Origin of the sequence: Aeromonas sp. 602658, from assembly GCF_049173005.1 — a bacterium.
Classification (GTDB): domain Bacteria; phylum Pseudomonadota; class Gammaproteobacteria; order Enterobacterales; family Aeromonadaceae; genus Aeromonas; species Aeromonas veronii_A.
The window spans coordinates 19,594-41,169 of sequence record NZ_JAAKRF010000008.1 but is presented as its reverse complement, the minus strand read 5'-3'; the positions used below and the strand labels follow the sequence as shown (position 1 = coordinate 41,169).

Sequence of the window (21,576 nt, the reverse complement as noted above, 5' to 3'; positions counted from 1 at the left end):
TCAGGCGAACGGCAACCGCTCGGCCACGAAATCCATCAGGGTGCGCAGGGCGGGAGCCAGATGCTCCCGACTCGGATAGATAAGGTAAAACGGGTTGGCCGGAATGGGCTGATCCGGCAACACCTTCTGCAGCCGCCCCGCCGCCAAATCCCCTTCACAGACATGGTGGGGCAACAGGGCAATCCCCCCGTCATGAAGCGCCATCTCCCGCAGCGCCAGCAAGCTGTTGCTGACACAGGCCCCCTGCGGCCGCCAGCCCCCCTCCAGCAATGGCCACACCGGCATGGCCGAGTGCACCAGACAGGCATAGCGGCCCAGCTCGCTCAACTGTTGCGGCATGCCGTGGGCCGCCAGATAGGCTGGGGCCGCAACCAGATGGCGCGGCACCTGACCGATACGCCGGCAGATCAGGCTGGAGTCTTTCAGCGGCGCCGCCCGCAGCGCCAGATCGTAACCCTCGCCCACCAGATCAAGCTGCTCATCGCTCAGGGTCAGCTCCAGTACCACCTCGGGGTAAAGCGCACGAAACTCGGCCAGGATCCGGCCAAGCAGCAGGGTGCCGGTCGCCTCGGGGGCAGTGATCCGCACCCGCCCCGCCGGGGCCGAGCGCAGCCGTGCCATCGCCAGATTGGCACTGCGGGCCAGTGCCAGCAGCCCCTGACAGTGCTCCACATAGAGCTCCCCCTGCGGGGTCAGGCTCAACCTGCGAGTGGTACGCTGCAACAGCCGCACCCCGAGCTGGGATTCGAGCCGCGAGATCTTCTGGCTCACCGACGACTTGGGCATACCGAGCAGCTCGGCGGCTCGGGTAAAGCTTCCCTGCTCCACCACGGTGGCAAACAGCCCCATCAACTCCAGATCGACATTGTTCATATATTCAAACAGTCTTTACCGATTACCCATCTTAATCTTGATAATCAACCAGACTAGAGTGAGTGGCAATCCCGAACACAGCGATTTGAAAGGAAATACCATGAAAGCCATTGCCCTGACTCACTATCTGCCAAGCGACCACCCCGACTGCTTTATCGCAGCCAACCTGCCCGATCCGGTTCCGGGTCCGCGGGATCTGCTGGTCCGGGTTACTGCCACCTCCGTCAATCCGGTGGATACCAAGGTGCGCTCCCCCAAGGCCAAAATTGAAAGCTCGCCCCGGGTGCTGGGCTGGGATGCGGTGGGGGAAGTGATCGCCACCGGCAGCGAAGTCACCCTGTTCAAGGCGGGCGACCGAGTCTGGTATGCCGGCGACATCAGCCGCCCGGGCAGCAACAGCGCCCTGCAACTGGTGGATGAGCGCATCGCCGCGATCGCCCCCACCAGCTTGAGCGATGTGGAGGCCGCCGCCTTGCCGCTCACCGCCATCACCGCCTGGGAGACCCTGTTCGAGCGCTTTGCCCTCACCCGCGAGAGCCGTGGCAAACTGCTGATCATCGGCGGCGCCGGTGGCGTAGGCTCCATCGCCATCCAGCTGGCCCGCCAGCTCACCGGCATGGAGGTGATTGCTACTGCCTCCCGCCCCGAGAGCCGTGAGTGGTGCCTCGAGATGGGCGCCCATCAGGTCGTAAACCACCACAAGTTGCAGGAGGAGCTGACCGCCCTTGGCATCACTCAGGTCGATGCCATCTTCTGCACCAACGCCACCGCCGAGCACTGGGCTACCATGGCAGGGCTGATCCGCCCATTTGGCCATATCTGCACCATCGCTGAATCGAGCGAGCCGTGGGATCTCTCCCTGCTCAAGAGCAAGAGCGTCACCTTCAGCCAGGAGTTCATGTTCACCCGCTCCCTGTTCCAGACCCCGGACATGATCGAACAGCACCGCTTGCTCGGCCGGGTGGCGGCACTGGTCGATGAAGGGGTATTGCAGACCACCCTGACCAGAACCATCCCGTCACTGACCCCGGTCACGCTGGCTCAGGCCCATGCCGAGGTGGAAGCAGGCCGCATGGTAGGCAAGCTGGTGATCGACATGAGCGGCTTTGCCAACTAAGCCCTCCAACGCACCATGATGGGATAAGTTCACCAAGGAGATGCCCCAAACGGGCACAATCAGCGGCACTCATGACAGCCTGTGGCAGACCAACGTCCGACAATCAGCCAAAAAAGAGGCCATTTCGCGAGAAATGGCCTGAATACCTGAACATTGGGGTAACAATCACACACATATCCTTATGCAGGACATATTAGTCTTTGCATCTGGCGTGCCAACAGCAGCATGAATGCGCCAAAACGGCGTCAGCCCGTCCTTGAGCAAGGAGCCGACCTTGCTCTTTTTTTATCTGGCAGACTGTTTACTAGGCAAACAAGTGCAGATAAAAAAATGCCACCCGAGGGTGGCAGTGAAAGATGACGGAACTTGAGCAAAGCGTTCAGCGAAAACCGGTCGTCTTCGCCTGCATAGAGCAATACAGGAACCGTGCCAATCCGGCAAAAGCCCCCTAATCCCTCCACGTCATGGGCAAACCACGACAGCACTGCCCCATGATGGTAGAATCTCGCGGTTTCACATTTATGAAGAGTCGACGCCATGCCCTGGATACAAATTCGAATCAACGCCACTGCCAAGACCGCAGACAAGGTGAGCAACATGCTGCTGGGGCGTGGAGCCCAGGCGGTGACCTTTATGGATGCCAAGGATGTGCCCGTCTATGAACCCATGCCCGGTGAAACCCCGCTCTGGGGCGAGACCGAAGTGATGGGGCTGTTCGATGCCGAAACCGATCCGGCCCCCACTATCGCCTTCTTCCAGCAGATCTTCGGCGAAAATGTCGGCTACAAGGTCGAGCAGCTGGAAGACAAGGACTGGGTGCGCGAGTGGATGGATCACTTCCACCCCATGCAGTTTGGCGAGCGCCTCTGGATCTGCCCGAGCTGGCGCGATGTGCCGAACCCCGATGCAGTCAACGTCATGCTGGATCCGGGTCTGGCCTTCGGTACCGGTACCCACCCCACCACCGCCCTTTGCCTGCAGTGGCTGGACGGGCTGGATCTGGCCGGTAAAACCGTGGTCGACTTTGGCTGTGGCTCCGGCATTCTCGGCATCGCCGCCCTGAAACTGGGTGCTGCCCGCGTCATCGGCATCGACATCGACCCGCAGGCCATTCAGGCCAGCCGCGACAACGCCGCGCGCAACGGCGTCGCCGACCAGATTGAGCTCTACCTGCCGGCCGACCAGCCGCAAGATGTCGAAGCGGACGTGGTGGTCGCCAATATCCTGGCAGGCCCGCTGCGCGAACTGGCTCCGCTGATCGCCGGCCACGGCAAGCCGGGCAGCCTGATGGCCCTCTCCGGCGTGCTGGAGAGCCAGGCCCCGGAACTGGAAACTATCTACGGCCAGTGGTTCGAGATGGACCCGACCGCAGTCAAGGAGGAGTGGTGCCGCCTCTCCGGCCGCAAGCACGGCTAAACATAGCTCCCACTCTCAAGGCGGCAAGTCAGCATCTTTATTAAACAAGAGCACCCACGGGTGCTCTTGTTGTTTCTCCCCCCTTTCCTACTCTGGGGGACGGTTCACGCTTCTCTGGCCAATAAGGGATTAACATCGTTCTTCCACATCATTGAGGCCCTGCCATGAGCGAATACCAGAAGATGATTAGCAGCCAACCGTACAACTGCATGGCACCCGAGCTGGCCCAGTTGCGCCGGGAGGCGGCACGGCGCTATCGCCGTTTCAATCAGGCGGAAGAGGAGACAGAGCAGCGGGCACTACTGGCGGAGCTGATTGGCGAACTGGCAGAGAATGCCTTTATCTGCCCGCCCCTCTACTGCACCTATGGCTGCCACATCCACCTTGGCGAGCGCAGCTACATCAATATGGGGGCTACCCTGCTGGACAACGCCCCCATTCGCATCGGCGCCCATGTGATGATTGGGCCAAACGTGCAGATCTATACCGCAGCCCATGCGCTGGAGGCCGACAAACGAATTCAGGGAACAGAGACAGCGCTGCCGGTCACCATTGAAGACAAGGTCTGGATTGGTGGAGGCGCCATCTTGCTGCCCGGCGTCACCATAGGGCGGGAGGCGATCGTCGGCGCGGGCGCCGTAGTCACCAGAGATGTACCGGCCGGTGCTCGGGTAGTCGGCAACCCGGCCCGGATCCTGCCAGCCAAAAACAGAGCATAAGGCAGCCAACCGCGTTGTATGCCGATACCGCCATCAACTCACAACAGCCCCGACACCCCATAAAAAAATAAAGCCCAATGTCACGAAGACGTTGGGCTGTTAAAAGGTGCTACGGAATTGCGACTCTCATCGCAGAAAAATTAGAAGGAGTGCCCTTCTAAACTGGCAGGGAGATATTAGCGAATACGCAAACGTTTTACATAGTGAAATACCACAGGATTGCGAGGTACATCGCACTATTTAAATAATTACCTGCTATGGCGCGCGAAGCCTCTTTGAGCCATTTATTTTCCCCAATTTCTCTGGTTACTATTCACGGTTAAACAGAAAAGCCCCGACTTCTCGAGGCTTTGCTTCTCTCAACCGCAACGTTGCCGAGGTGTCAGAAACGGCGGACAAACTCATCGAGCGGCAGCTCGCGCAGTTTGCGTGCTTCCAGCATGGGGGTGCCGAGGTAGAGGAAACCCACCAGCTGATCCTCTGCCGCCAGTCCCAATCCCTTGTTGATCTGCTCATCGAAGATAAACCAGCCGGAGCGCCAGATACCGTTGAAGCCCTGTGCCTGCGCCGCCATCTGCATCGCCATCAGGGCACAACCTGCAGAGAGCTCCTGCTCCAGTTTCGGCACCTTGGGGTGATCCTGATAACGGGTTGCCACGGCGACGACCAAGGGCGCCCGCAGTGGCGCTTCGCTGCACTTCTTGATGCTCTCTTCATCTTCGCCACGGGCACGGGCCGCCTCGGCCAGCAGCTTGCCCAGCCGCTCACGCCCCTCCCCTTCAAACAGAATGAACTGCCAGGGGGTCAGGGTGCCGTGATCCGGCGCACGCAGGCCCGCCTTGAGGATATTGTCGAGCACCTCACCGCTCGGGGCGGGATCGGCGAGACGGCCACAGGAGTGGCGATTGAGCAACAGGGTGAGGGCATCCATGGGCAATTCCTTCTCTGGGGCAATGATGGCGCTACCTTAGCACAGCACCGAATGAAGAAAACCCCTGAGGCTCAGGGGTTTATCGCACGATAAAGGGCAGGATGGCACAGCTGGCTAGATGATCGCAGCCAGCTCGGCCCCTTGCCGGATGGCGCGCTTGGCATCCAGCTCGGCTGCCACGTCGGCACCACCGATGATATGCACCGGCTTGCCTGCTGCCTGCAAACCCGCCTGCAGCTCCTTGAGGGGCTCCTGCCCGGCGCAGACTATCACCTGATCCACCGGCAGACACTGCTTGCTCTCGCCCACCTGAATGTGCAAGCCCTCGTCATCGATCCCCAGATATTGCACCCCGGAGAGCATCTGCACCTTGCGGTTCTTGAGCACGGTACGGTGGATCCAGCCGGTGGTCTTGCCAAGTCCGTCACCCACCTTGCTCTCCTTGCGCTGGAGCAGCCAGATCTGGCGCTCGGGGGCGTCGATTTCAGGAGCCGTGAGGCCACCGCGCTCGCCAAGCTGTTTGTCGATGCCCCACTCCTTGAGCCAGTGATCACGGTGCCCATCGGCATCCGTCTCCACCTTCTTCTCTACCCTTTTCTCCACAAGGAATTCGGCCACATCGAAGCCGATGCCGCCTGCACCGATCACCGCCACCTTCTGGCCGACCGGTTTGTGATCCCGCAATACGTCGAGATAACTCATCACCTTGGGATGTTCGATGCCTGGAATATTGGGGGTGCGCGGACGAATACCGGTAGCGAGGATCACCTCGTCAAAACCGCCGCCGAGCAGGCTCTCGGCACTCTGGCGCTGGCCGAGATAGAGCTCGACGCCGCACTTCTCTAGCCGTTTGGCGAAATAGCGCAGGGTTTCGTGAAACTCCTCCTTGCCGGGGATCTGCTTGGCGAAGTTGAACTGGCCGCCGATTTCGCTGGCCTGATCGAACAGGCTCACCTGATGACCGCGCTCGGCAGCGTAGCAGGCAAACGCCAGCCCGGCCGGGCCCGCCCCCACCACCGCCAGCTTCTTGGGCTGGGGCACGCGGCCAAACGTCAATTCGGTCTCGAAACAGGCGCGGGGATTGACCAGACAGGAGGCCCGCTTCTGCTTGAACACATGGTCAAGGCAGGCCTGGTTGCAGGCGATGCAGGTATTGATCTCATCCGCCCGGTTCTCGGCCGCCTTGATGACAAATTCGGGATCAGCCAGGAAAGGGCGCGCCATGGAGACCATATCCGCCTCGCCCCCCGCCAGAATCCGCTCTGCCACCTCTGGGGTGTTAATCCGGTTGGTAGTGATAAGCGGCACCTTGAGATGCTTTTTCAGCTCGGCGGTCACCCAGCTGAAGGCGCCGCGCGGCACGCTGGTGGCAATGGTGGGAATGCGCGCTTCGTGCCAACCGATGCCGGTGTTGATCAGGGTCACCCCCACCGCTTCCAGCGCTTTGCCGAGCGCAATCACCTCTTCCAGGGTCGAGCCCTGCTCCACCAGATCCAACATGGAGAGGCGGAAGATAATGATGAAGTTGGTGCCGACCCGCTCGCGGATGGCGCGGACAATCTCCACCGGGAAGCGCATCCGGTTTTCGCTGCTGCCACCCCAGCCATCGGTGCGCTTGTTGGTGCGCTCGCAGATGAACTGGTTGATGAGATAACCTTCCGAGCCCATCACCTCGACGCCGTCATAACCGGCCGCCTTGGCCAACGCTGCTGTAGCCGCGAAGTCGCGAATAGTGCCGCGGATCTGCCGCTCGCTCATGGCGCGTGGCTTGAACGGGGAGATGGGGGCCTTGAGGGCGCTCGGCGCCAGACTGAACGGATGATAGGCATAACGACCGGCATGGAGGATCTGCAGCGCAATCTTGCCCCCCTCCTGATGCACGGCGCTGGTCACCTTCTTGTGCTTGCTCACCTGCCAGGGGAAGCTCAGCTGCGAGCCGTGAGGCACTAGCCGACCGCGCAGGTTGGGGGCAATGCCGCCGGTGACGATAAGGCCAACACCACCACGGGCGCGCTCGGCATAAAAGGCGGCCAGCTTGTCAAAACCGCCCTTCTCCTCTTCGAGGCCGGTATGCATGGAGCCCATCAACACACGGTTGCGCAGCTGGGTAAAACCGAGGTCAAGGGGCGTCAGCAGATGGGGATAGCGACTCATGATGCCTTCCTCTTTAAGGCCAGGGTGCATGGAACAACGCTCAACACCCGGTTGCGCAGCTGGGTAAAGCCAAGGTCGAGCGGGGTCAGCAGGGTCGGATAGCGGCTCACGATGCCTCCAGTTAATTTTTTGTTATCAAACTGAAGCTAGAGTAAAGAATCGAAAATTCTTTTTCAAACAAATGTTTGGACAATTTTTCAGCGAACAGCCGTGCCCTGAACGAAGATAAACGGGATCCGCCAGTCGGAAATGGCAATTTCGCCCGCAACTGGTTAATAATGGCTCTTCTCTACCCATTAACAGGGCGATAACGCGACTATGTCTATTTTCAAAGGTCTGGGTTGGTTGTTCCGCAGCCTGTGGCGCCTGCTCAATTTCACCCGGCTGATGCTGGTCAATCTGCTGTTTCTCATCGTAGTGCTGGTCATCGTCTTCAGCGTCAGCCAGAAAGAGGCTCCCAAGGCGCCTATCGAAGGCGCGCTGACTCTCAATCTCAACGGCGTGCTGGTGGAGCAACGCTCCCAGACAGATCCCACCGTACAACTGCTGCGTCAGATGGACAGCAGCGATGAGCAGCCGAGCGAGATCGTCCTCTCCGACCTGCTATGGGCCATCAAGAGTGCCAAGGATGACGAGCGCATCAAGGCGCTGGTGATCAAGCCGCAAGGGCTGCAGGGAGCCAACTTCACCAAACTGCAGGAGGTGGCGAGTGCCATCGACTCCTTCCGGGAGAGCGGCAAACCGGTGATCGCCATGGCCGACTTCTACACTCAGGGGCAATACCTGCTGGCGGCCCACGCCGATCACGTGCTGCTCAACCAGAGTGGCGCCGTGGTGATCGAGGGGCTTGGGGTCTACCAGACCTACTTCAAGTCGGCGCTGGAGAAGCTCAACATCACCCCGCATGTATTCAAGGTCGGCACCTACAAATCCTTCGTCGAGCCCTATACCCGCGACGAGATGTCTCCCGAGAGCAAAGAAGCGAACCAGCGCTGGCTGGATCAGCTGTGGCAATCCTATGTGGCTGACGTAGCCGAGCTGCGGGAGATCGAACCCGATGCGGTCGCGCCGGGCAAGGAGCGCTTCCTCGAGCTGCTGCGCAAAGCCGGTGGCAATGCCGCCAACTACGCCCTCGACAACGGGCTGGTGGATCAGCTGGCCACCCGCGACGAGATGACCCAGGCGGTCATTAAAGAGGTGGGTGAAGCGGACGACCACGGCTGGAAAGGGGTCGGCCTGAAAGAGTATCTGGCTGCCATTCCGGAACAATATCCCCAGAGCGGCAAGGATGAGGTGGGTCTGGTGGTCGCAAGCGGCGCCATCATGGATGGCGTCCAGCCTGCCGGTACCATAGGCGGTGATAGCCTCTCCGACCTGCTGGCCGATGCCCGCCGCGATGACAAGGTCAAAGCCGTGGTCCTGCGGGTCGACAGCCCCGGCGGCAGCGCCTTCGCAGCCGAGCAGATCCGCGCCGAGCTGCTGGCCCTGAAACAGGCAGGCAAACCGGTAGTGGTCTCCATGGGCAGCTATGCCGCCTCCGGGGGCTACTGGATCTCCGCCGATGCGGACAAAATCTTCGCTTCCCCGACCACCCTCACCGGCTCCATCGGGGTATTCGGCATGTTCGCCACCATCGACAAGGCGTTGGCCCAGTTCGGCGTGCATACCGACGGGGTCGGCACCACAGATTACGTCGGCGTCGGCCCGACCCGCGCCCTGCCGGATCACGTCGGTCAGGCCATACAGCTGAGCGTGGAAGATACCTACCAGCGCTTCATCGGTCTGGTCAGCAAGGGCCGTGGTCTGAGCCCGGAAGAGGCCGAAAAAGCGGCCGAAGGCCGAGTCTGGACCGGCGAAGATGCCAAGGCCCTGGGGCTGGTGGACGAGTTCGGCAATCTGGATGACGCCATCAAGGCAGCCGCCGAACTGGCCAACCTCAAAGAGTGGCAGGTGACCCCCATCGAGCAGGAGGAGTCCACCAAGGACAAGTTCCTGCGCCAGCTGTTTGACAGCAGTGCTCAAGTGCTGGCCCCCCAGTTGCAAAGCTGGCTGCCGGCTGGATTTGGCAAGGCATTGGTGGAAGTGAACCGCAGTATCGACCCGCTCACCCGCTTCAACGATCCGCAAGGCACCTACGCCTTCTGCCCGGTCTGCGTGCAGTGAGCAAGCGGTGACTCACCCATGAAAAACGGCGACCATCTGGTCGCCGTTTTCTTTATTCAGCCAGTGCGCGCGGCACCGCCAACTTGCTCAATCAGGGATTAAGGCGGGTCGGCATACCGGTACGCTGTTCCAGCACCTGCTTGACCACGTTGGAGTCAGACTCGGCGTGGGCGATGAAGCGGGTGATAGCCGGTGTCATCGGGAGCGGCACGGAGGCGGTGGAGTTGAACTCCTCCTCGGTGCGCGACAGCGGCTCGTGTACTTCCATGTAGCGACCGCCATCCGGCTCGACCGTGGTCTTGACCGGCTGGTTGACGAACTGGACGCGGGTGCCGACCGGCACGTTGTCGAACAGATACTTGATGTCGTCAGCGCGCAGACGCACGCAGCCACTGCTCACCCGCAGACCGATGCCGAAGGTGGCATTGGTGCCGTGGATGGCATAGAGGTTGCCGATATAGAGGGCGTGCAGACCCATGGGGTTATCCGGACCGGCTGGCCATACTGCCGGCAGGGTCTTGCCCTGGGCGGCATAGCGACGACGGATGTTCTCGGTCGGGGTCCAGGTCGGGTTGGCGCGTTTGCGCTCTACCTTGGTGATCCAGTTCTCCGGGGTGTTTACCCCCAGCTGACCGATGCCGATGGGCAGTACTTCCACCACATTCTTCCCTTTCGGGTAGTAGTAGAGACGCATCTCGGCAACGTTGATGACGATCCCTTCGCGGGGCGCGTTGGGCAGGATCAGCTGGTGGGGGATGATCAGGGTGCTACCCGCTTTCGGCAGATAGGGATCAACGCCCGGGTTGGCTTCCATGATGTTAGTCAGACCCAGCTGGAAGTCAGCAGCGATCTGCTCCAGCGGACGGTTGTCCGCAGGCACCACGTATTCCTGATTTTCACCGATCAGGCGGCTGTTGGCCGCAGGCAGACGGTACTCGACGGCGGCAGCCTGCTGGCTGACCAGCGCAAATGTGCATAAAAGGGCCGAAGCGGCAGTGCGAAGGGGATTCATAAAATTCCTGTGTGGTTTCCTATACCAAATGGGCCGGGGGCCGTCTCATCCTCGGTCTGCCGGTGGCGGGTTAACCTGCCCCACGACGCCAATAACCGAGCGCGCATTCTTTCCTGAGTCGGCCAAAATTTCAACTTCCATATGTTGCTTTTCTTGTTAAAAGTAGCCGTTTTCGATGTGACGCTTATCAACAGGGCAAAAGCCACACAGGCAAGTCGCAGCAAAGAGAAAGATGAATGGCACGGCCCGCCTGGCAGCGAGCCACCCGAGCTCCCGTCAGCCACAGCGCTGCGCCACCTTGTGTCACGGTTGCAGCCCTAGCTAAAACGTTTGTCGCATCCGGGGAGATAGGCCAATGTCGAGGGAGGCTCTGTATTGGCATGAAGAGGGATAAAACCGCGCATCGGCCACCCGCCGGTGCTGGCCGCCACCATAAAAAAACCGCTCCGAAGAGCGGTTAATGGAGCCACCAGGCAACCATAAAAGGGACTACAGGTAGTTGTCATTGGAATTACTGGACGGCTGCCTCTCCGGTGCCACTCTGCTCTTTGAGGAAGCTGATCCACGGAGATGCCCGACCGCTGACGTTGCCATTCTGAGCCGCCTGGGTGAAGGCGTTGAGGGCCTCCTTCGGCTTTTGTTGCTCAAAATAGGCGACCCCGGTCAGGAACTTGAGATCCGCACGCTGTTCACCATTGGCATTGGCGGCCGGTTTGGCGGCCAGCGCCACCAGATCCTGATAGCGTTTGCTCTGGATCATCATGCGCGCCATTTTCAGCTGCAATTCGGCGCTCGGAGCCAGCTGGTAAGATTTGGCCAGGGTGTCGATGGCCGGATCCAGCTCCTTGGCCTGATGCCAGTAGTTGGCCAGGGTCTTGTAGTTGCTGGCGCTCTGCTCAATCACCCCGTCCTTCATCCCCTTCTCCATCACCCGTGCGGCGCGATGGGGAATGCCGGTGAAGGCGAGGTAGTTGGCGAGGCGCTGCAGCTCGGCGGCCTCGGTCAACATGCCGAGGTTATAGGCCGACTCCAGCGCCGCCAGTGCCTTGGCATCGTTGCCTGCCTGCATATGCATGGCCGACAGCTGGGTCCAGTACTTCTTCTTCTCCGGGAACATGTTGACCAGAGAGGTCAGCACCTCGGTCGCCGGTTTGTACTGTTTCAGCTCGTAGTGAGCGCCCATCTTCAGCAGATACCAGGACTCCGGCGCTTTACCTGCCGACAGCTTGATCGCCTGATCCACTGCCGGGATCGCGTCACGGTACTGCTTGAGCTGCACGTGGGCGTTGGCCAGCGTGATATAGGCATGGGAGTTGGGCTTGTCATCCTTGCCCTGGTTGGCAAACCACTCCTTCATGGTCTTGATCGACCCCTGATAATTACCCTCAGCCATATAGAGCTGGGCCAGGTTGTAGCGCACCTGCTGGGCCACCGGTGGTGGCAGGCCGCCTGTCGCGATGGCATCGGCAAAGTACTTGGTCGCCTGACCGTATTTCTCCTGCTGGGCGGCCACGAAACCGAGAGTCTGCAATATGACCCCCTTGTCGTAGACCCGTTCGCCCGCGCCGGAGAGGGCATCTTGCAGCTTGGCATTGGCCTCGCCGTATTTCTTCTCGGTGATCAGCTCCTGCGCCTTGTTGACCGCCCGATAGGCCCGATCCGACAGGGCCGGCTGCTCGGCGGCCCAACTGGCGGTGCTGAGCAGCACCGCCATGGCGACCGGGGCGAGGATCATCTTGTGTAACTTGTTCATCGCCACCTTCCTTAGTTGACCGCAAACTCGATCTCTTGCTGCATACGGCTCGCCTGCGGCTTGCCATCCACCATGGCCGGTTTGAACGTCCACTTGGCGATGGTTTTGCGCGCCTCTTTGCCGAGGTCATAGCTGCGCGGCTCTTCCTTGACGATCCGCACGTTGCTGACAGTGCCGCGCTCGGTGACGGTGAACTCCACCAGCACCTTGCCGGAGGCCAGCCCCGCCAGTGCCGCCTTGCGGGGCATCATGGGCTCGAAGGTTGCCAGCGGAATGGCGCCGTTGTTGCCACCGACTCCGCCACCACCGCCGCCGGTACTGTAGGCACCCAGCGCGTTGCCACCACCGATGTTGACCGGGATGTCGAGCTTGGGCATGTCCATCGGCGCACTCTCCATCTTCGGCCGATCCGTGCTAGCCACTTCCATCTCGGGAGGCGGCGGCGGACGCTTGGGCGGCGGCGGTTTGGGCAGCTCCCGCTGTTTCTCTTGCAGGGTCTCCTGGGGCTTGAGGCGGATGAAATCGGTCATGGTGACGTCATCCTTCTCCACCAGCTCCCGGTGATCCGGTGTGATCAGCTTGTTCATTCCCAGAAACAGAAAGAACACCACCACACAGGAGACCGCCAACGATATCAGGTATCTCATAGGTCTCTCTCCGGCATCAGCTGCTCTTGTCTGCCGCGATGGAGATGTTCTGGACACCGGCCATGCGGATCTGATCCATGACCTGCACCACCAGACCGGAACGGGATTCGTTATCGGCCTGGATCACCACGGCACTCTCCGGGTTCTCGGCCCGCAGCCGCTCGATGTTGGCGCGCACCGCACCGACCTCGACCACCCGCTTGTCGACCCAGACCTGACCGTTTTCGCGCACCGCGACCATGATATTGCCCTTCTTCACCGTCTCGGCCGTGCTGGCACTGGGACGGTTGATCTCGACACCGGACTCCTTGACGAAGGAGGTGGTGACGATGAAGAAGATCAGCATGATGAACACTATGTCCAGCATGGGGGTCAAATCGATAGCCGCCTCGTCAGCACCGCTGTCGCTGTAACGTTTTCTCATAGCAGAAACTCCTTGCTTGTTCTGTGCCCCCGGCAGGCCATGCCTCGCCGGGGGTATGCATCCTGCATCAACCGTGTTTCAGGTTGTCTTCCAGCTTTTGCACCGCCAGTTTGGCCTTGTGATCGAGCTGGTTGACAAAAAACAGGCCGGAAAGGGCGGCGATCATGCCCGCCATGGTCGGTACCGTTGCCTTGGAGATCCCCGATGCCATCGCCCGCGGCGAACCGGTGCCGGTGATGGCCAAAGTGTCAAACACCTGCACCATCCCCACCACGGTGCCGAGCAGCCCCATCAACGGGCAGAGAGCGATCAGCACCTTGATGACCGGCATCCCCTTGTCCACCGCCATGGCAACCCGTGAGACCAGCTCGCGCCGGATCTGCTTGGCAGACCAGGAGAGATGATCGGTGCGAGCCAGCCAGGTGGCCTTGGTCTGCTTCACCTGCTTGGGGTAGACCGCCATGAAGTAGAACCAGCGCTCCAGCAACAGGGCCCACATCATCAGGGTCAGGAAGAACAGGGCGACCAGTACATCGCCCCCCAATCCCAAAAACCGGCGGACCGACTCGACTTCTTCAATCAACCAGAACCACATGGGTGACTCCTTACGCTGCGGCTTTGGAGGCGTGCAGACGTTCCTGATAACGGGCAACGAAACCGGCGCTCTGCTCTTCCAGCACCTGGATCAGACGACGGCTCTGGGTCTGCACAATGGTGTAGAGGAACAGCATGGGCACCGCGACGACCAGACCCTGCATGGTGGTCACCAGCGCCTCCGAGATACCGCCCGCCATCAGCTTGGGATCGCCGGTACCGAACAATGTGATGGCCTGGAAGGTGGCGATCATCCCCACTACAGTACCGAGCAGGCCCAGCAGCGGCGCGACGGAAGCGATCAGCTTGATGATGCTGATGCCCTTCTCGAACTTGGGCACGTTGCGCAGGATGATCTCGTCGAGCTTGGACTCCAGATCCTCGATGTTGTCACCGCGATGGCTCTGGTAGGCCCCCAGCATGTCACCAATGGGGTTGCCCTTGATGATCTGATCAGATTTCAGCTGCTTGCGCATGGACGAGCCGATCAGCGACAGGCGGATACCGCAGAAGATGGCCAGCAGGGTACCGAGCACGCCGAGCACCATGATGACGTAACCCACTTCACCACCCTGATCGATCCGCTCCTTGAGAGTCGGTGACTGCACCAGCAGAGAGAGGATCACGCCGCGAGACGGGTCGATAAAGATGGGCTTGACCCCGTCACCGCCCTGTTCAAACTCGGCGATCGGTGCCAGCACCCCCTTGTCAGGTTGACGGGAAAGCTGCTCGAACTTGCCGGTCTCCGGCACGAAGGTGAGGTACTTGCCTTCGGAGACAGTGTTGAACTCACCGATCTGGGTGACCGTCTTCTCGGCCTGGTTGCCTTCGCCGTAGACCACAGTCGCCGGGATCTGGCTCACCTTGCCACCGTCCACCATGCGGCTGAGGGTGGTGGTCCAGAACGCTTCCAGATCGTCGCTGGAGGGGAGCTCTTTACTCTCGGCCAGACGGGTCAGCAGCGCGGTCTGTTCCGGATGCTCGACCCGACGGGCGGAGGCGTTGAAGATCCCCTTGAACTCACCGGCGAACTGACGCAGTACGCCGAACATCTCACCCATGTTGCCGGAACGCTGGCGCAGGGTTTCAGTCAGCTCGGTCAGCTGCTTGTCATTGGCATCGAAGGTCGCCTTGAGCTGCTCGCCCTTGGCGGTTTCGGCAGCCAGCTCGGCCTTGGCCTTGGCCAGCAGCGCCCCCTGCTCGTTCTTGTCAGCCAGGAAGCGGGCTTCCCGCTCCTTGTTGAGTTGGGATTCGCTCAGGCTGGAGGCCTTGACCTGATTCAGCAGCGCATTGAGATCCACCGGTTTTTCGGCGGCGGTCACCGGCAGGGTGACCAGGGTTGCTCCCGCAATCAGGGAGGCAATCGCAAGTTTGATTCCTTTCATGATGCTTTCTCCGCAGTTTGAACCGGCAGCTTGATCAGAGCGGGAGGCGCCTGCTTCTTGGCGATGCGAAGGCCCTGTTCAACCGCACTGCGATACTCCTGGGGCAACTCTTCCCACTGGCGAGTCTTCTTGTTCCACATCCCGGTCTCATTGCCATCCGGGGATTGATAGAGCAGCGCGATGCGGCCAACCCGCAGGAACTCGTAGGTCTTCTCGCTACCATCCTTGTCCAGGCTCGCCTTGTAGGATTCGATGGTGCGGCTGAAGCCCTCCTCGATCTGGTAGGCCTCTAGGATCTTGCGGTACTTCTCGGAGATGGTGACATCGGCACGGTTCATCAGGTCGGTCAGGGCTGCTACGCGGTCCTCGCGCTCGACCTTCTGGAACGGCAGATCCAGCGCCACAAACTGCTCGAGGGAGTCGATCATCTTGAGCATCAGGGGGACAACTTCGGTGCTGGTCTGATCAATCTGGGCGATCTGCTTTTGCATCGACGCCAGCTCGGCACTCTGGGACTCGACCATCTTGCTCACCTGCTCGTTGTAGGTGCGCAGACTGTCGACCTGACGCAGGGCTGCCTTGTACTGGGCCAGTGCGGATTCGGCAGATTCGGCATAGCTGTCGATCTTCTGCTGGGAAACTTTGGATGCGTTGTCGGTGGCGGCTTGAGCGTCCACGGCCTGACCGGCAGTGGCGGCACTCAGATTGAAGCTGGTCAACAAGGCGGCCGAAACCAGGCTGCCAAGGAGCGCTTTCTTCATTGTAATGGTCCTTGTCTTCATAGGATTACCCTATCTCCGTAACTTCCTTGGACGTTGGGCACAGCCGGCCCGACCGGGCCGGCTGAGGTTGTATATCAACGGGGTTGATTAGAACTTCTGGGTGTAGTCGATGTAGTAGACCCGTCCGTCAATGCTGTAGAGGTATTCATCGTAGGTGTAACCATCATTTGACAGGGAGGGGCCACGGTTGAACATGTTCTTCACACCGGTCTGGATCTTGCCATTCCAGCTGGTATCGACCGCCACGTTCAGGTTCCAGACGGTGTTGGAAGCAATATGGCCCTCTTCCTTGTCATCCACATAGTCCTGGCTCTGGGAGTCGATATAGTTGGTACTCAGGTAGGTATCCAGATTCCACAGCTGTGGGAAGTTGGCACCGATCCCGGAGTTGAAACGGAAATCGGGTTTGCCATTCCAGCCCTTCTTGTCAACCATTGGGCCACCAGCAAACAGACCTTCCTCATATTTCAGGATGTAGCTGCTGCCAAAGTCGTAACGCAGGGTGAAGGAGTTGAAGTCGTACTTGTAGTCCGCCTTGAAGTCGATACCACTGGTCTTGAGTTGCCCCAAGTTGACCATGCCGGCATAGACCTTCTCGACATCGCCGTTGGCGTCACGAATGACGTTCGGGTTGCTGCCGGTATTGAGCTCCTGATAGAACTGGGTCTGGGTGGTAGCCAACTGGATCACGTCATCAATCTTGATGTAGTAGTAATCGAGCGACAGGTTCAGATTGTCCAGCGGGTTGTAAGCAGCACCAATGGTAAAGGTGTCAGCCGTCTCTTCCTTCAGGTTCTTGTTGGATTGGCGCGTTGTCTCGTACTGCTCTTCGGAACAGTTGGCAATACCATTGGCCTGGCAGTAGACATAGTCCTTGGCAAAGTCCGCTGACTGGGCATCCGCCGCATAGAGATCATTCAGACCCGGCGCGCGGAAAGACTGGGACCAGGAGGTACGGAACATCAGCTGGTCGAGTGGCTGATAACGCAGACTCGCTTTGGGCGAGAAGGCGCTGCCAAAGTCGCTGTACTTGTCGTAACGACCCGCCAGGTTCAGCTCGATCTGCTCGGTGATGGGGATCAGGCTCTCGATGTAGGTGGCAAACACATCGCGCACACCGCTACCGGAGTTGCCGGATGAACCCAGTACGTTACCCGCTTCGGACTGGCTGTCGTAGGTGTCGGAGTAAACCCAATCGTTATACTCGGCACCCAGATACCAGCTGACCGGTCCAGCAGGCAGTTCGCCCATCTCCCAACCCAGACCGCCATACCACTGGAAGAAATCCATCTTGGAGTTGCGGCTGGTGGTATAAGAGAGATCCTTGGTGGCATCAGCGGAGAAGCTGCCGTTGACGAAGTTTCCACTGTTTACCTGAGTCTGAACCGCCGGCTCCAATACATAGCCATTACCAATACTCTGGTTATCTGTCTTGGAGTACATGTAACCGGCGTTCCACTCCAGATCGCCAACCGCCTCGGTCGGAACCACCCCTTCAAAACCCAGGTTCAGAGTACCGGTCAAGTCGGTCACTTCGTTGTCACGGGGACCGACGTTGTTGAAGCGGTAGTAAACCGTCGCAGCCTTGGCGGTGCTGAAGTTGTTGGCAGCCAGGACTGCAGCGCTTTCAGGGGTGGAGCCATCCACGGTGAAGGCACCTGCAGCAGGGGCGAAACGACCAAAACTGGTGACCCGGGAACCAATCATCTGTGGCACGAAATCCACATTGTCGTTGATATGGTAGCGGCCGTTGACATAGACGGTGTCGCGAGTACGCGAGGCGGTCTTGGCTGCGACCTGGGCAAAGTCGAAGCGGCAAGCCGTACCCTTGGTGACAAAACCGGCGCCGGTGCTTTCACAGTCGACCCCATTCAGAGTACGGGTTACGGTCTTGCCAGTTGCCGCGTCTACTCCCTTGATATTGCGACCATAGAGGCTAGGAGACTCAGCCCCCTGCTTGGCCAGATAGTCACGATCCTTGTAATAGATTTCGTCTTTGACATCATGTTCGTAGACCATCATCAGGGAACCTTTCTCACCCGAAATACCGCTGACGATGGAACCACTCTGTTCGTCACCACCTTCCTCGGTCGGTGAACCGACGCGCCCCTGGAATGACAAGCCTTCAAAACCCTCTTTGAGGATCACGTTGATAACGCCACCGATGGCATCAGAACCATACAGGGCAGAGCCACCGTCCAGGTTCACTTCCACCCGCTCAACGGCCGCCATGGGGATGGTGTTGAGGTTGATGGCGGTGCCCCCCATGGAGGGAGAACCGGCGATACGCTTGCCATTGAGCAGCACCAGCGTGCGATCTTCACCAAGGCCACGCAGCCCTACGGTGGCTTGTGACTGGGCTGAGCTACCGGAGGATGGAGAGAAACCACCAAAGGAGTTGTAGGAGGCCTGTTTCAGATAATCAGCCACAGTCTGCTGGCCAGACTGTTCAATTTGGGCCTTGCTGACAGAGACAACCGGAGTCGCCCCCTCAACATCAACACGAGAGATACGGGAGCCAGTGACTTTGATTTTCTGCAGTTTTTCGACGTTCTGCCCTTCTTCGGCAGATACGGATGGGGCCGCCGCAAGGCTCGCCAAGGCGAACGCAATCGCAGCAGAGATTCTGCTCTTCCTAAGCATCGCTTATATCCTTCCTGGTTGTTTATTGTTTGCTTCCTGATACCGCCCTCTTTGGAGCGATGCGTAAGGCTTATCAATCTTTGACTGGCGACGTCAATGGAGTGGGGGGATCGGGAGGGTGAGATGTGGAATAAGCGGAGTGTATTAATTTTGACCGGCATAATTAGTGAATAATTCTGCCAAAAACATCCCGCGCAATGTGAAATCGTTGTTAAAACATGTAAAAGACGCTGAATTAAAAGTTGATGAACTTATTTGTTTACGTGCTGTCTCTTTATATCTTATTTCGATTTATTGGCAAAAATAAGAATAAAACTCTATTTTAATTATTATTGTGACTGACCACTCCGATGGGGGAGATAGATAAATTTGTCGAGATGATATCGTTTTCCCTTCTTTGACAGCAGAAATAAAAGCACTTAAAATTCAATCACATAAACAAAAAAAAGATTCAAACAAACAGCTGTTTATATTTTTTAAAATAATGTTGAGCAGTAGCGTTTTGTTTTGATTTTCACTTTTCAGATAAAAAACGTCATTTTTCGGTGCTTTTGGTCTCAGCGGGTCATTTGTCCCAGTTTTCCATTTCCTTGTACTTGATTTTTGTTGCAGAGCTTTTACAGTGGCCAAGCGGATTGTCTGCTGTTTGGCAACCAATCCAGCGCGTAATGCCAGGAAGGACAGGCCCGTCACCGGATTTGACTGGCCGCAAAAAAGAACAACAAGGACGAGGTTCCACCATGCTGTCGTATTTCCTACGCCGGATGCTTTTGATCATCCCGACGTTTCTCGGTATCACCCTGCTCGTCTTCACCATCACCCGTTTCGTGCCGGGCGGACCGGTCGAACGCATGCTGCTGCAAGCCCAGGTTTCCCAGAATGAATCCGGCCGTTCCAGCGGCAGCAAGGGGGCGCAAGCCCTCTCAGATGAGCAGATCGAGGAGCTCAAGGCCTTCTATGGTCTCGACAAGCCGATGCTGGTCGCCTACTGGGAGTGGCTGCAGAAGCTGGCGGTGCTGGATCTGGGCGAATCGACCCGCTACTACGAGCCGGTGTGGGATCTCATCAAGGAGCGGCTCCCCGTTACCGCCTTCTTTGGACTGGCGACCTTTCTGCTGAGCTATGCGGTCTCCATTCCGCTGGGGGTGGCCAAGGCGCTCAGGCACAACAGCCGCTTCGACTCGTTAAGCTCCATGCTTATCTACATGGCCTATGCCCTGCCCGCCTACGTGGTGGGGATCTTCCTCATCACCGTCTTCGCCTTCCATCTGGAGTGGCTGCCAATGGGCGGTTTTCCGGGGGACGACTTTGAGTACATGGAGAGCAGCTGGGATCAGATCCGCACTGTCTTTGCCCACGCTCTGCTGCCGCTTATCGCCTACGCCATCGGCGATTTCGCCATCCTCACCATGACCATGAAAAACAGCCTGATGGAGAACCTGTCGGCCGATTATGTGCGTACTGCGGTGGCCAAGGGGTTACCGTTTCGCAAGGCGGTCACCGACCATGCCATGCGCAACAGCCTGATCCCCATCGCCAGTCACCTGGGGTCTGTGCTCACCGTTTTCTTTGGCGGCTCCTTCCTCATCGAGACCATCTTCAACATCGACGGCATCGGCCTGCTCGGTTACGAGGCGATCGTCGAGCGGGATTACCCCACCGTCATGGGCATTCTGGCCATCACCTCCATGCTGATGCTGATTGGCAATATCGTCTCCGATATCTGCGTTGCCCTGGTTGATCCGCGTGTGCGGTTTGGAGATTGACCATGAACCAGACCTCTATTGCCATGCCGATGCTGATATCACGCCATATCGTCTCCGATATCTGTGTTGCCCTGGTTGATCCCCGCGTGCGGTTTGGAGACTGACCATGAAGCTCAATCCGGTTACCTTGAAAAAACTCAAGCGCTTCAAATCGATCAAGCGCGGTTACTACTCCTTCATCATCTTCACCACCCTGGTGCTGCTCTCCCTGCTGGCGGAGCTGCTGGTCAACAGCCGGGCACTGATGGTGAGCTATCAGGGCCAGCTGCATTTCCCCACCTATGGCGATGTGATCCCCGGTCAGCAGTTCGGGCTCGATTACGAGTACGAAACCAACTACCGCCAGCTCAAGGCCAAATTTGCCGCAGAGGGCCAGGGCGACTGGGTGCTGCTGCCGCCGGTACCCTGGAACCCCTACGAGCAGGATTTCAAGGAGGATGCCTACCCGCCTTACGCCCCCAGCGCGGCCGAGCGCCACTTCCTCGGCACCGACACCAGCGGCCGCGACGTGCTGGCGCGACTGGTTTACGGCTTTCGCATCGCCATCGGCTTTGCCTTTATCGCGCTGGCGGCCAGTTACGCCATCGGGGTCACCATCGGCTGTCTGATGGGCTTTCTCGGCGGCCGCTTTGACCTCATTCTGCAACGCTTTATAGAGATCTGGTCCCAGGTGCCGTTTCTCTACGTCATCATGATCCTGGTGTCGCTGGCCAAGCCCAACTTCGGCCTGTTTGTCGCCATCAACGTGCTGTTCGGCTGGATGGGGATCACCTGGTATATGCGCACCCTCACCTACAAGGAGCGGGCGCGAGACTATGTGATGGCGGCGCGAGCGCAAGGGGCGACCACCGGGCGGATCATCTTCAACCACATCCTGCCCAACACCCTGATGATGATCGTCACCCTGGCGCCATTCGCCGTGGTGGGCAATATCTCCACCCTGACGGCCCTCGACTATCTGGGCTTCGGGCTGGCACCACCGACCCCGAGCTGGGGGGAGCTGCTCTCCCAGGGCATCAACAATCTGGATGCCATCTGGATCGTCAGCTCGGTGGTGGCCGCGGTGAGTCTGGTGCTGATCATGGTCTCCTTTATCGGTGAGGCGATCCGCGAGGCGTTCGATCCGCGCAAATTTACCCGTTACCAATAAGCCAGCCGATGCCAGCGCATCGGCTGGCGTCGGGTAACGAACAGTGA

At 59.1% G+C, this 21,576-nt stretch carries 17 protein-coding genes; 6 read left to right on the top strand and 11 right to left on the bottom strand.

Features of this window, described 5'->3' with window-relative positions; translation table 11 throughout:
• Positions 1-873 (bottom strand): LysR family transcriptional regulator, encoded by an 873-nt coding sequence (locus G5253_RS08695; protein ID WP_216951974.1) that lies wholly within the window; start codon positions 871-873, stop codon positions 1-3.
• Between the two features lie 100 nt (positions 874-973).
• Between G5253_RS08695 and G5253_RS08690 the strand changes: the two genes are divergently transcribed.
• The 3 genes from G5253_RS08690 (at position 974) to G5253_RS08680 (ending at position 4,125) form a co-directional block, all read left to right on the top strand.
• Positions 974-1,990, top strand: coding sequence for a zinc-binding alcohol dehydrogenase family protein (locus G5253_RS08690; RefSeq protein WP_181223327.1), 1,017 nt, complete (start codon positions 974-976; stop codon positions 1,988-1,990).
• Positions 1,991-2,527: 537 nt separating this feature from the next.
• Positions 2,528-3,406 carry a 50S ribosomal protein L11 methyltransferase gene (gene prmA, locus G5253_RS08685; RefSeq protein WP_005349476.1) on the top strand — a complete coding sequence of 293 codons (879 nt, stop codon included), beginning with the start codon at positions 2,528-2,530 and terminating at the stop codon, positions 3,404-3,406.
• Between the two features lie 164 nt (positions 3,407-3,570).
• Positions 3,571-4,125 (top strand): sugar O-acetyltransferase, encoded by a 555-nt coding sequence (locus tag G5253_RS08680; protein WP_266134185.1) that lies wholly within the window; start codon positions 3,571-3,573, stop codon positions 4,123-4,125.
• A gap of 382 nt (positions 4,126-4,507) precedes the next feature.
• On the opposite strand, the gene G5253_RS08675 is transcribed toward G5253_RS08680, so the two are convergent.
• Together G5253_RS08675 and G5253_RS08670 are read right to left on the bottom strand one after the other, a co-directional pair.
• Positions 4,508-5,056, bottom strand: coding sequence for an NAD(P)H nitroreductase (locus G5253_RS08675; protein ID WP_005338924.1), 549 nt, complete (start codon positions 5,054-5,056; stop codon positions 4,508-4,510).
• 114 nt (positions 5,057-5,170) lie between these two features.
• A complete protein-coding gene (locus G5253_RS08670; RefSeq protein WP_266134186.1) occupies positions 5,171-7,210 on the bottom strand; it encodes an NADPH-dependent 2,4-dienoyl-CoA reductase in 2,040 nt (679 codons plus the stop codon).
• Positions 7,211-7,528: 318 nt separating this feature from the next.
• Between G5253_RS08670 and sppA the strand changes: the two genes are divergently transcribed.
• Positions 7,529-9,373: a signal peptide peptidase SppA gene (sppA, locus tag G5253_RS08665; RefSeq protein ID WP_266134187.1), complete on the top strand. Its 1,845-nt coding sequence runs from the start codon at positions 7,529-7,531 to the stop codon at positions 9,371-9,373.
• 91 nt (positions 9,374-9,464) lie between these two features.
• Here the strand turns inward: sppA and G5253_RS08660 are convergent, their stop codons facing one another.
• The 8 genes from G5253_RS08660 to G5253_RS08625 all read right to left on the bottom strand — a co-directional run bounded on the left by G5253_RS08660 (position 9,465) and on the right by G5253_RS08625 (position 18,613).
• Positions 9,465-10,385, bottom strand: a complete 921-nt coding sequence (locus G5253_RS08660) for a L,D-transpeptidase family protein (RefSeq protein WP_005338927.1) — start codon at positions 10,383-10,385, stop codon at positions 9,465-9,467.
• A gap of 511 nt (positions 10,386-10,896) precedes the next feature.
• Positions 10,897-12,138, bottom strand: coding sequence for a tetratricopeptide repeat protein (locus G5253_RS08655; protein WP_021230403.1), 1,242 nt, complete (start codon positions 12,136-12,138; stop codon positions 10,897-10,899).
• Between the two features lie 11 nt (positions 12,139-12,149).
• A complete protein-coding gene (locus tag G5253_RS08650; protein ID WP_005343441.1) occupies positions 12,150-12,785 on the bottom strand; it encodes an energy transducer TonB in 636 nt (211 codons plus the stop codon).
• Positions 12,786-12,801: 16 nt separating this feature from the next.
• Positions 12,802-13,209 carry an ExbD/TolR family protein gene (locus tag G5253_RS08645; RefSeq protein WP_005338933.1) on the bottom strand — a complete coding sequence of 136 codons (408 nt, stop codon included), beginning with the start codon at positions 13,207-13,209 and terminating at the stop codon, positions 12,802-12,804.
• Positions 13,210-13,276: 67 nt separating this feature from the next.
• Positions 13,277-13,804 carry a MotA/TolQ/ExbB proton channel family protein gene (locus G5253_RS08640; protein WP_005338936.1) on the bottom strand — a complete coding sequence of 176 codons (528 nt, stop codon included), beginning with the start codon at positions 13,802-13,804 and terminating at the stop codon, positions 13,277-13,279.
• A gap of 10 nt (positions 13,805-13,814) precedes the next feature.
• Positions 13,815-15,188, bottom strand: coding sequence for a MotA/TolQ/ExbB proton channel family protein (locus tag G5253_RS08635; protein ID WP_110303404.1), 1,374 nt, complete (start codon positions 15,186-15,188; stop codon positions 13,815-13,817).
• The gene (locus G5253_RS08630; RefSeq protein WP_005343435.1) at positions 15,185-15,949 is read right to left on the bottom strand and encodes a DUF3450 domain-containing protein; all 765 of its coding nucleotides are present in this window, start codon (positions 15,947-15,949) and stop codon (positions 15,185-15,187) included. Before G5253_RS08630 ends, G5253_RS08635 begins: the two co-directional genes overlap by 4 nt.
• A gap of 108 nt (positions 15,950-16,057) precedes the next feature.
• Positions 16,058-18,613 (bottom strand): TonB-dependent receptor, encoded by a 2,556-nt coding sequence (locus G5253_RS08625; RefSeq protein WP_266134188.1) that lies wholly within the window; start codon positions 18,611-18,613, stop codon positions 16,058-16,060.
• Positions 18,614-19,353: 740 nt separating this feature from the next.
• Between G5253_RS08625 and G5253_RS08620 the strand changes: the two genes are divergently transcribed.
• The gene (locus tag G5253_RS08620) at positions 19,354-20,379 is read left to right on the top strand and encodes an ABC transporter permease subunit (protein ID WP_031227629.1); all 1,026 of its coding nucleotides are present in this window, start codon (positions 19,354-19,356) and stop codon (positions 20,377-20,379) included.
• A 106-nt stretch (positions 20,380-20,485) separates the two neighbouring features.
• A complete protein-coding gene (locus tag G5253_RS08615) occupies positions 20,486-21,529 on the top strand; it encodes an ABC transporter permease (protein ID WP_013724081.1) in 1,044 nt (347 codons plus the stop codon).
• Positions 21,530-21,576: the final 47 nt, after the last annotated feature.

Bases quoted from the DNA above. Each gene is read 5' to 3' on its own strand.
- G5253_RS08695 (WP_216951974.1), bottom strand. From the start codon at position 873: ATGAACAATGTCGATCTGGAGTTGATGGGGCTGTTTGCCACCGTGGTG.
- G5253_RS08690 (WP_181223327.1), top strand. From the start codon at position 974: ATGAAAGCCATTGCCCTGACTCACTATCTGCCAAGCGACCACCCCGAC.
- prmA (WP_005349476.1), top strand. From the start codon at position 2,528: ATGCCCTGGATACAAATTCGAATCAACGCCACTGCCAAGACCGCAGAC.
- G5253_RS08680 (WP_266134185.1), top strand. From the start codon at position 3,571: ATGAGCGAATACCAGAAGATGATTAGCAGCCAACCGTACAACTGCATG.
- G5253_RS08675 (WP_005338924.1), bottom strand. From the start codon at position 5,056: ATGGATGCCCTCACCCTGTTGCTCAATCGCCACTCCTGTGGCCGTCTC.
- G5253_RS08670 (WP_266134186.1), bottom strand. From the start codon at position 7,210: ATGAGTCGCTATCCCCATCTGCTGACGCCCCTTGACCTCGGTTTTACC.
- sppA (WP_266134187.1), top strand. From the start codon at position 7,529: ATGTCTATTTTCAAAGGTCTGGGTTGGTTGTTCCGCAGCCTGTGGCGC.
- G5253_RS08660 (WP_005338927.1), bottom strand. From the start codon at position 10,385: ATGAATCCCCTTCGCACTGCCGCTTCGGCCCTTTTATGCACATTTGCG.
- G5253_RS08655 (WP_021230403.1), bottom strand. From the start codon at position 12,138: ATGAACAAGTTACACAAGATGATCCTCGCCCCGGTCGCCATGGCGGTG.
- G5253_RS08650 (WP_005343441.1), bottom strand. From the start codon at position 12,785: ATGAGATACCTGATATCGTTGGCGGTCTCCTGTGTGGTGGTGTTCTTT.
- G5253_RS08645 (WP_005338933.1), bottom strand. From the start codon at position 13,209: ATGAGAAAACGTTACAGCGACAGCGGTGCTGACGAGGCGGCTATCGAT.
- G5253_RS08640 (WP_005338936.1), bottom strand. From the start codon at position 13,804: ATGTGGTTCTGGTTGATTGAAGAAGTCGAGTCGGTCCGCCGGTTTTTG.
- G5253_RS08635 (WP_110303404.1), bottom strand. From the start codon at position 15,188: ATGAAAGGAATCAAACTTGCGATTGCCTCCCTGATTGCGGGAGCAACC.
- G5253_RS08630 (WP_005343435.1), bottom strand. From the start codon at position 15,949: ATGAAGAAAGCGCTCCTTGGCAGCCTGGTTTCGGCCGCCTTGTTGACC.
- G5253_RS08625 (WP_266134188.1), bottom strand. From the start codon at position 18,613: ATGCTTAGGAAGAGCAGAATCTCTGCTGCGATTGCGTTCGCCTTGGCG.
- G5253_RS08620 (WP_031227629.1), top strand. From the start codon at position 19,354: ATGCTGTCGTATTTCCTACGCCGGATGCTTTTGATCATCCCGACGTTT.
- G5253_RS08615 (WP_013724081.1), top strand. From the start codon at position 20,486: ATGAAGCTCAATCCGGTTACCTTGAAAAAACTCAAGCGCTTCAAATCG.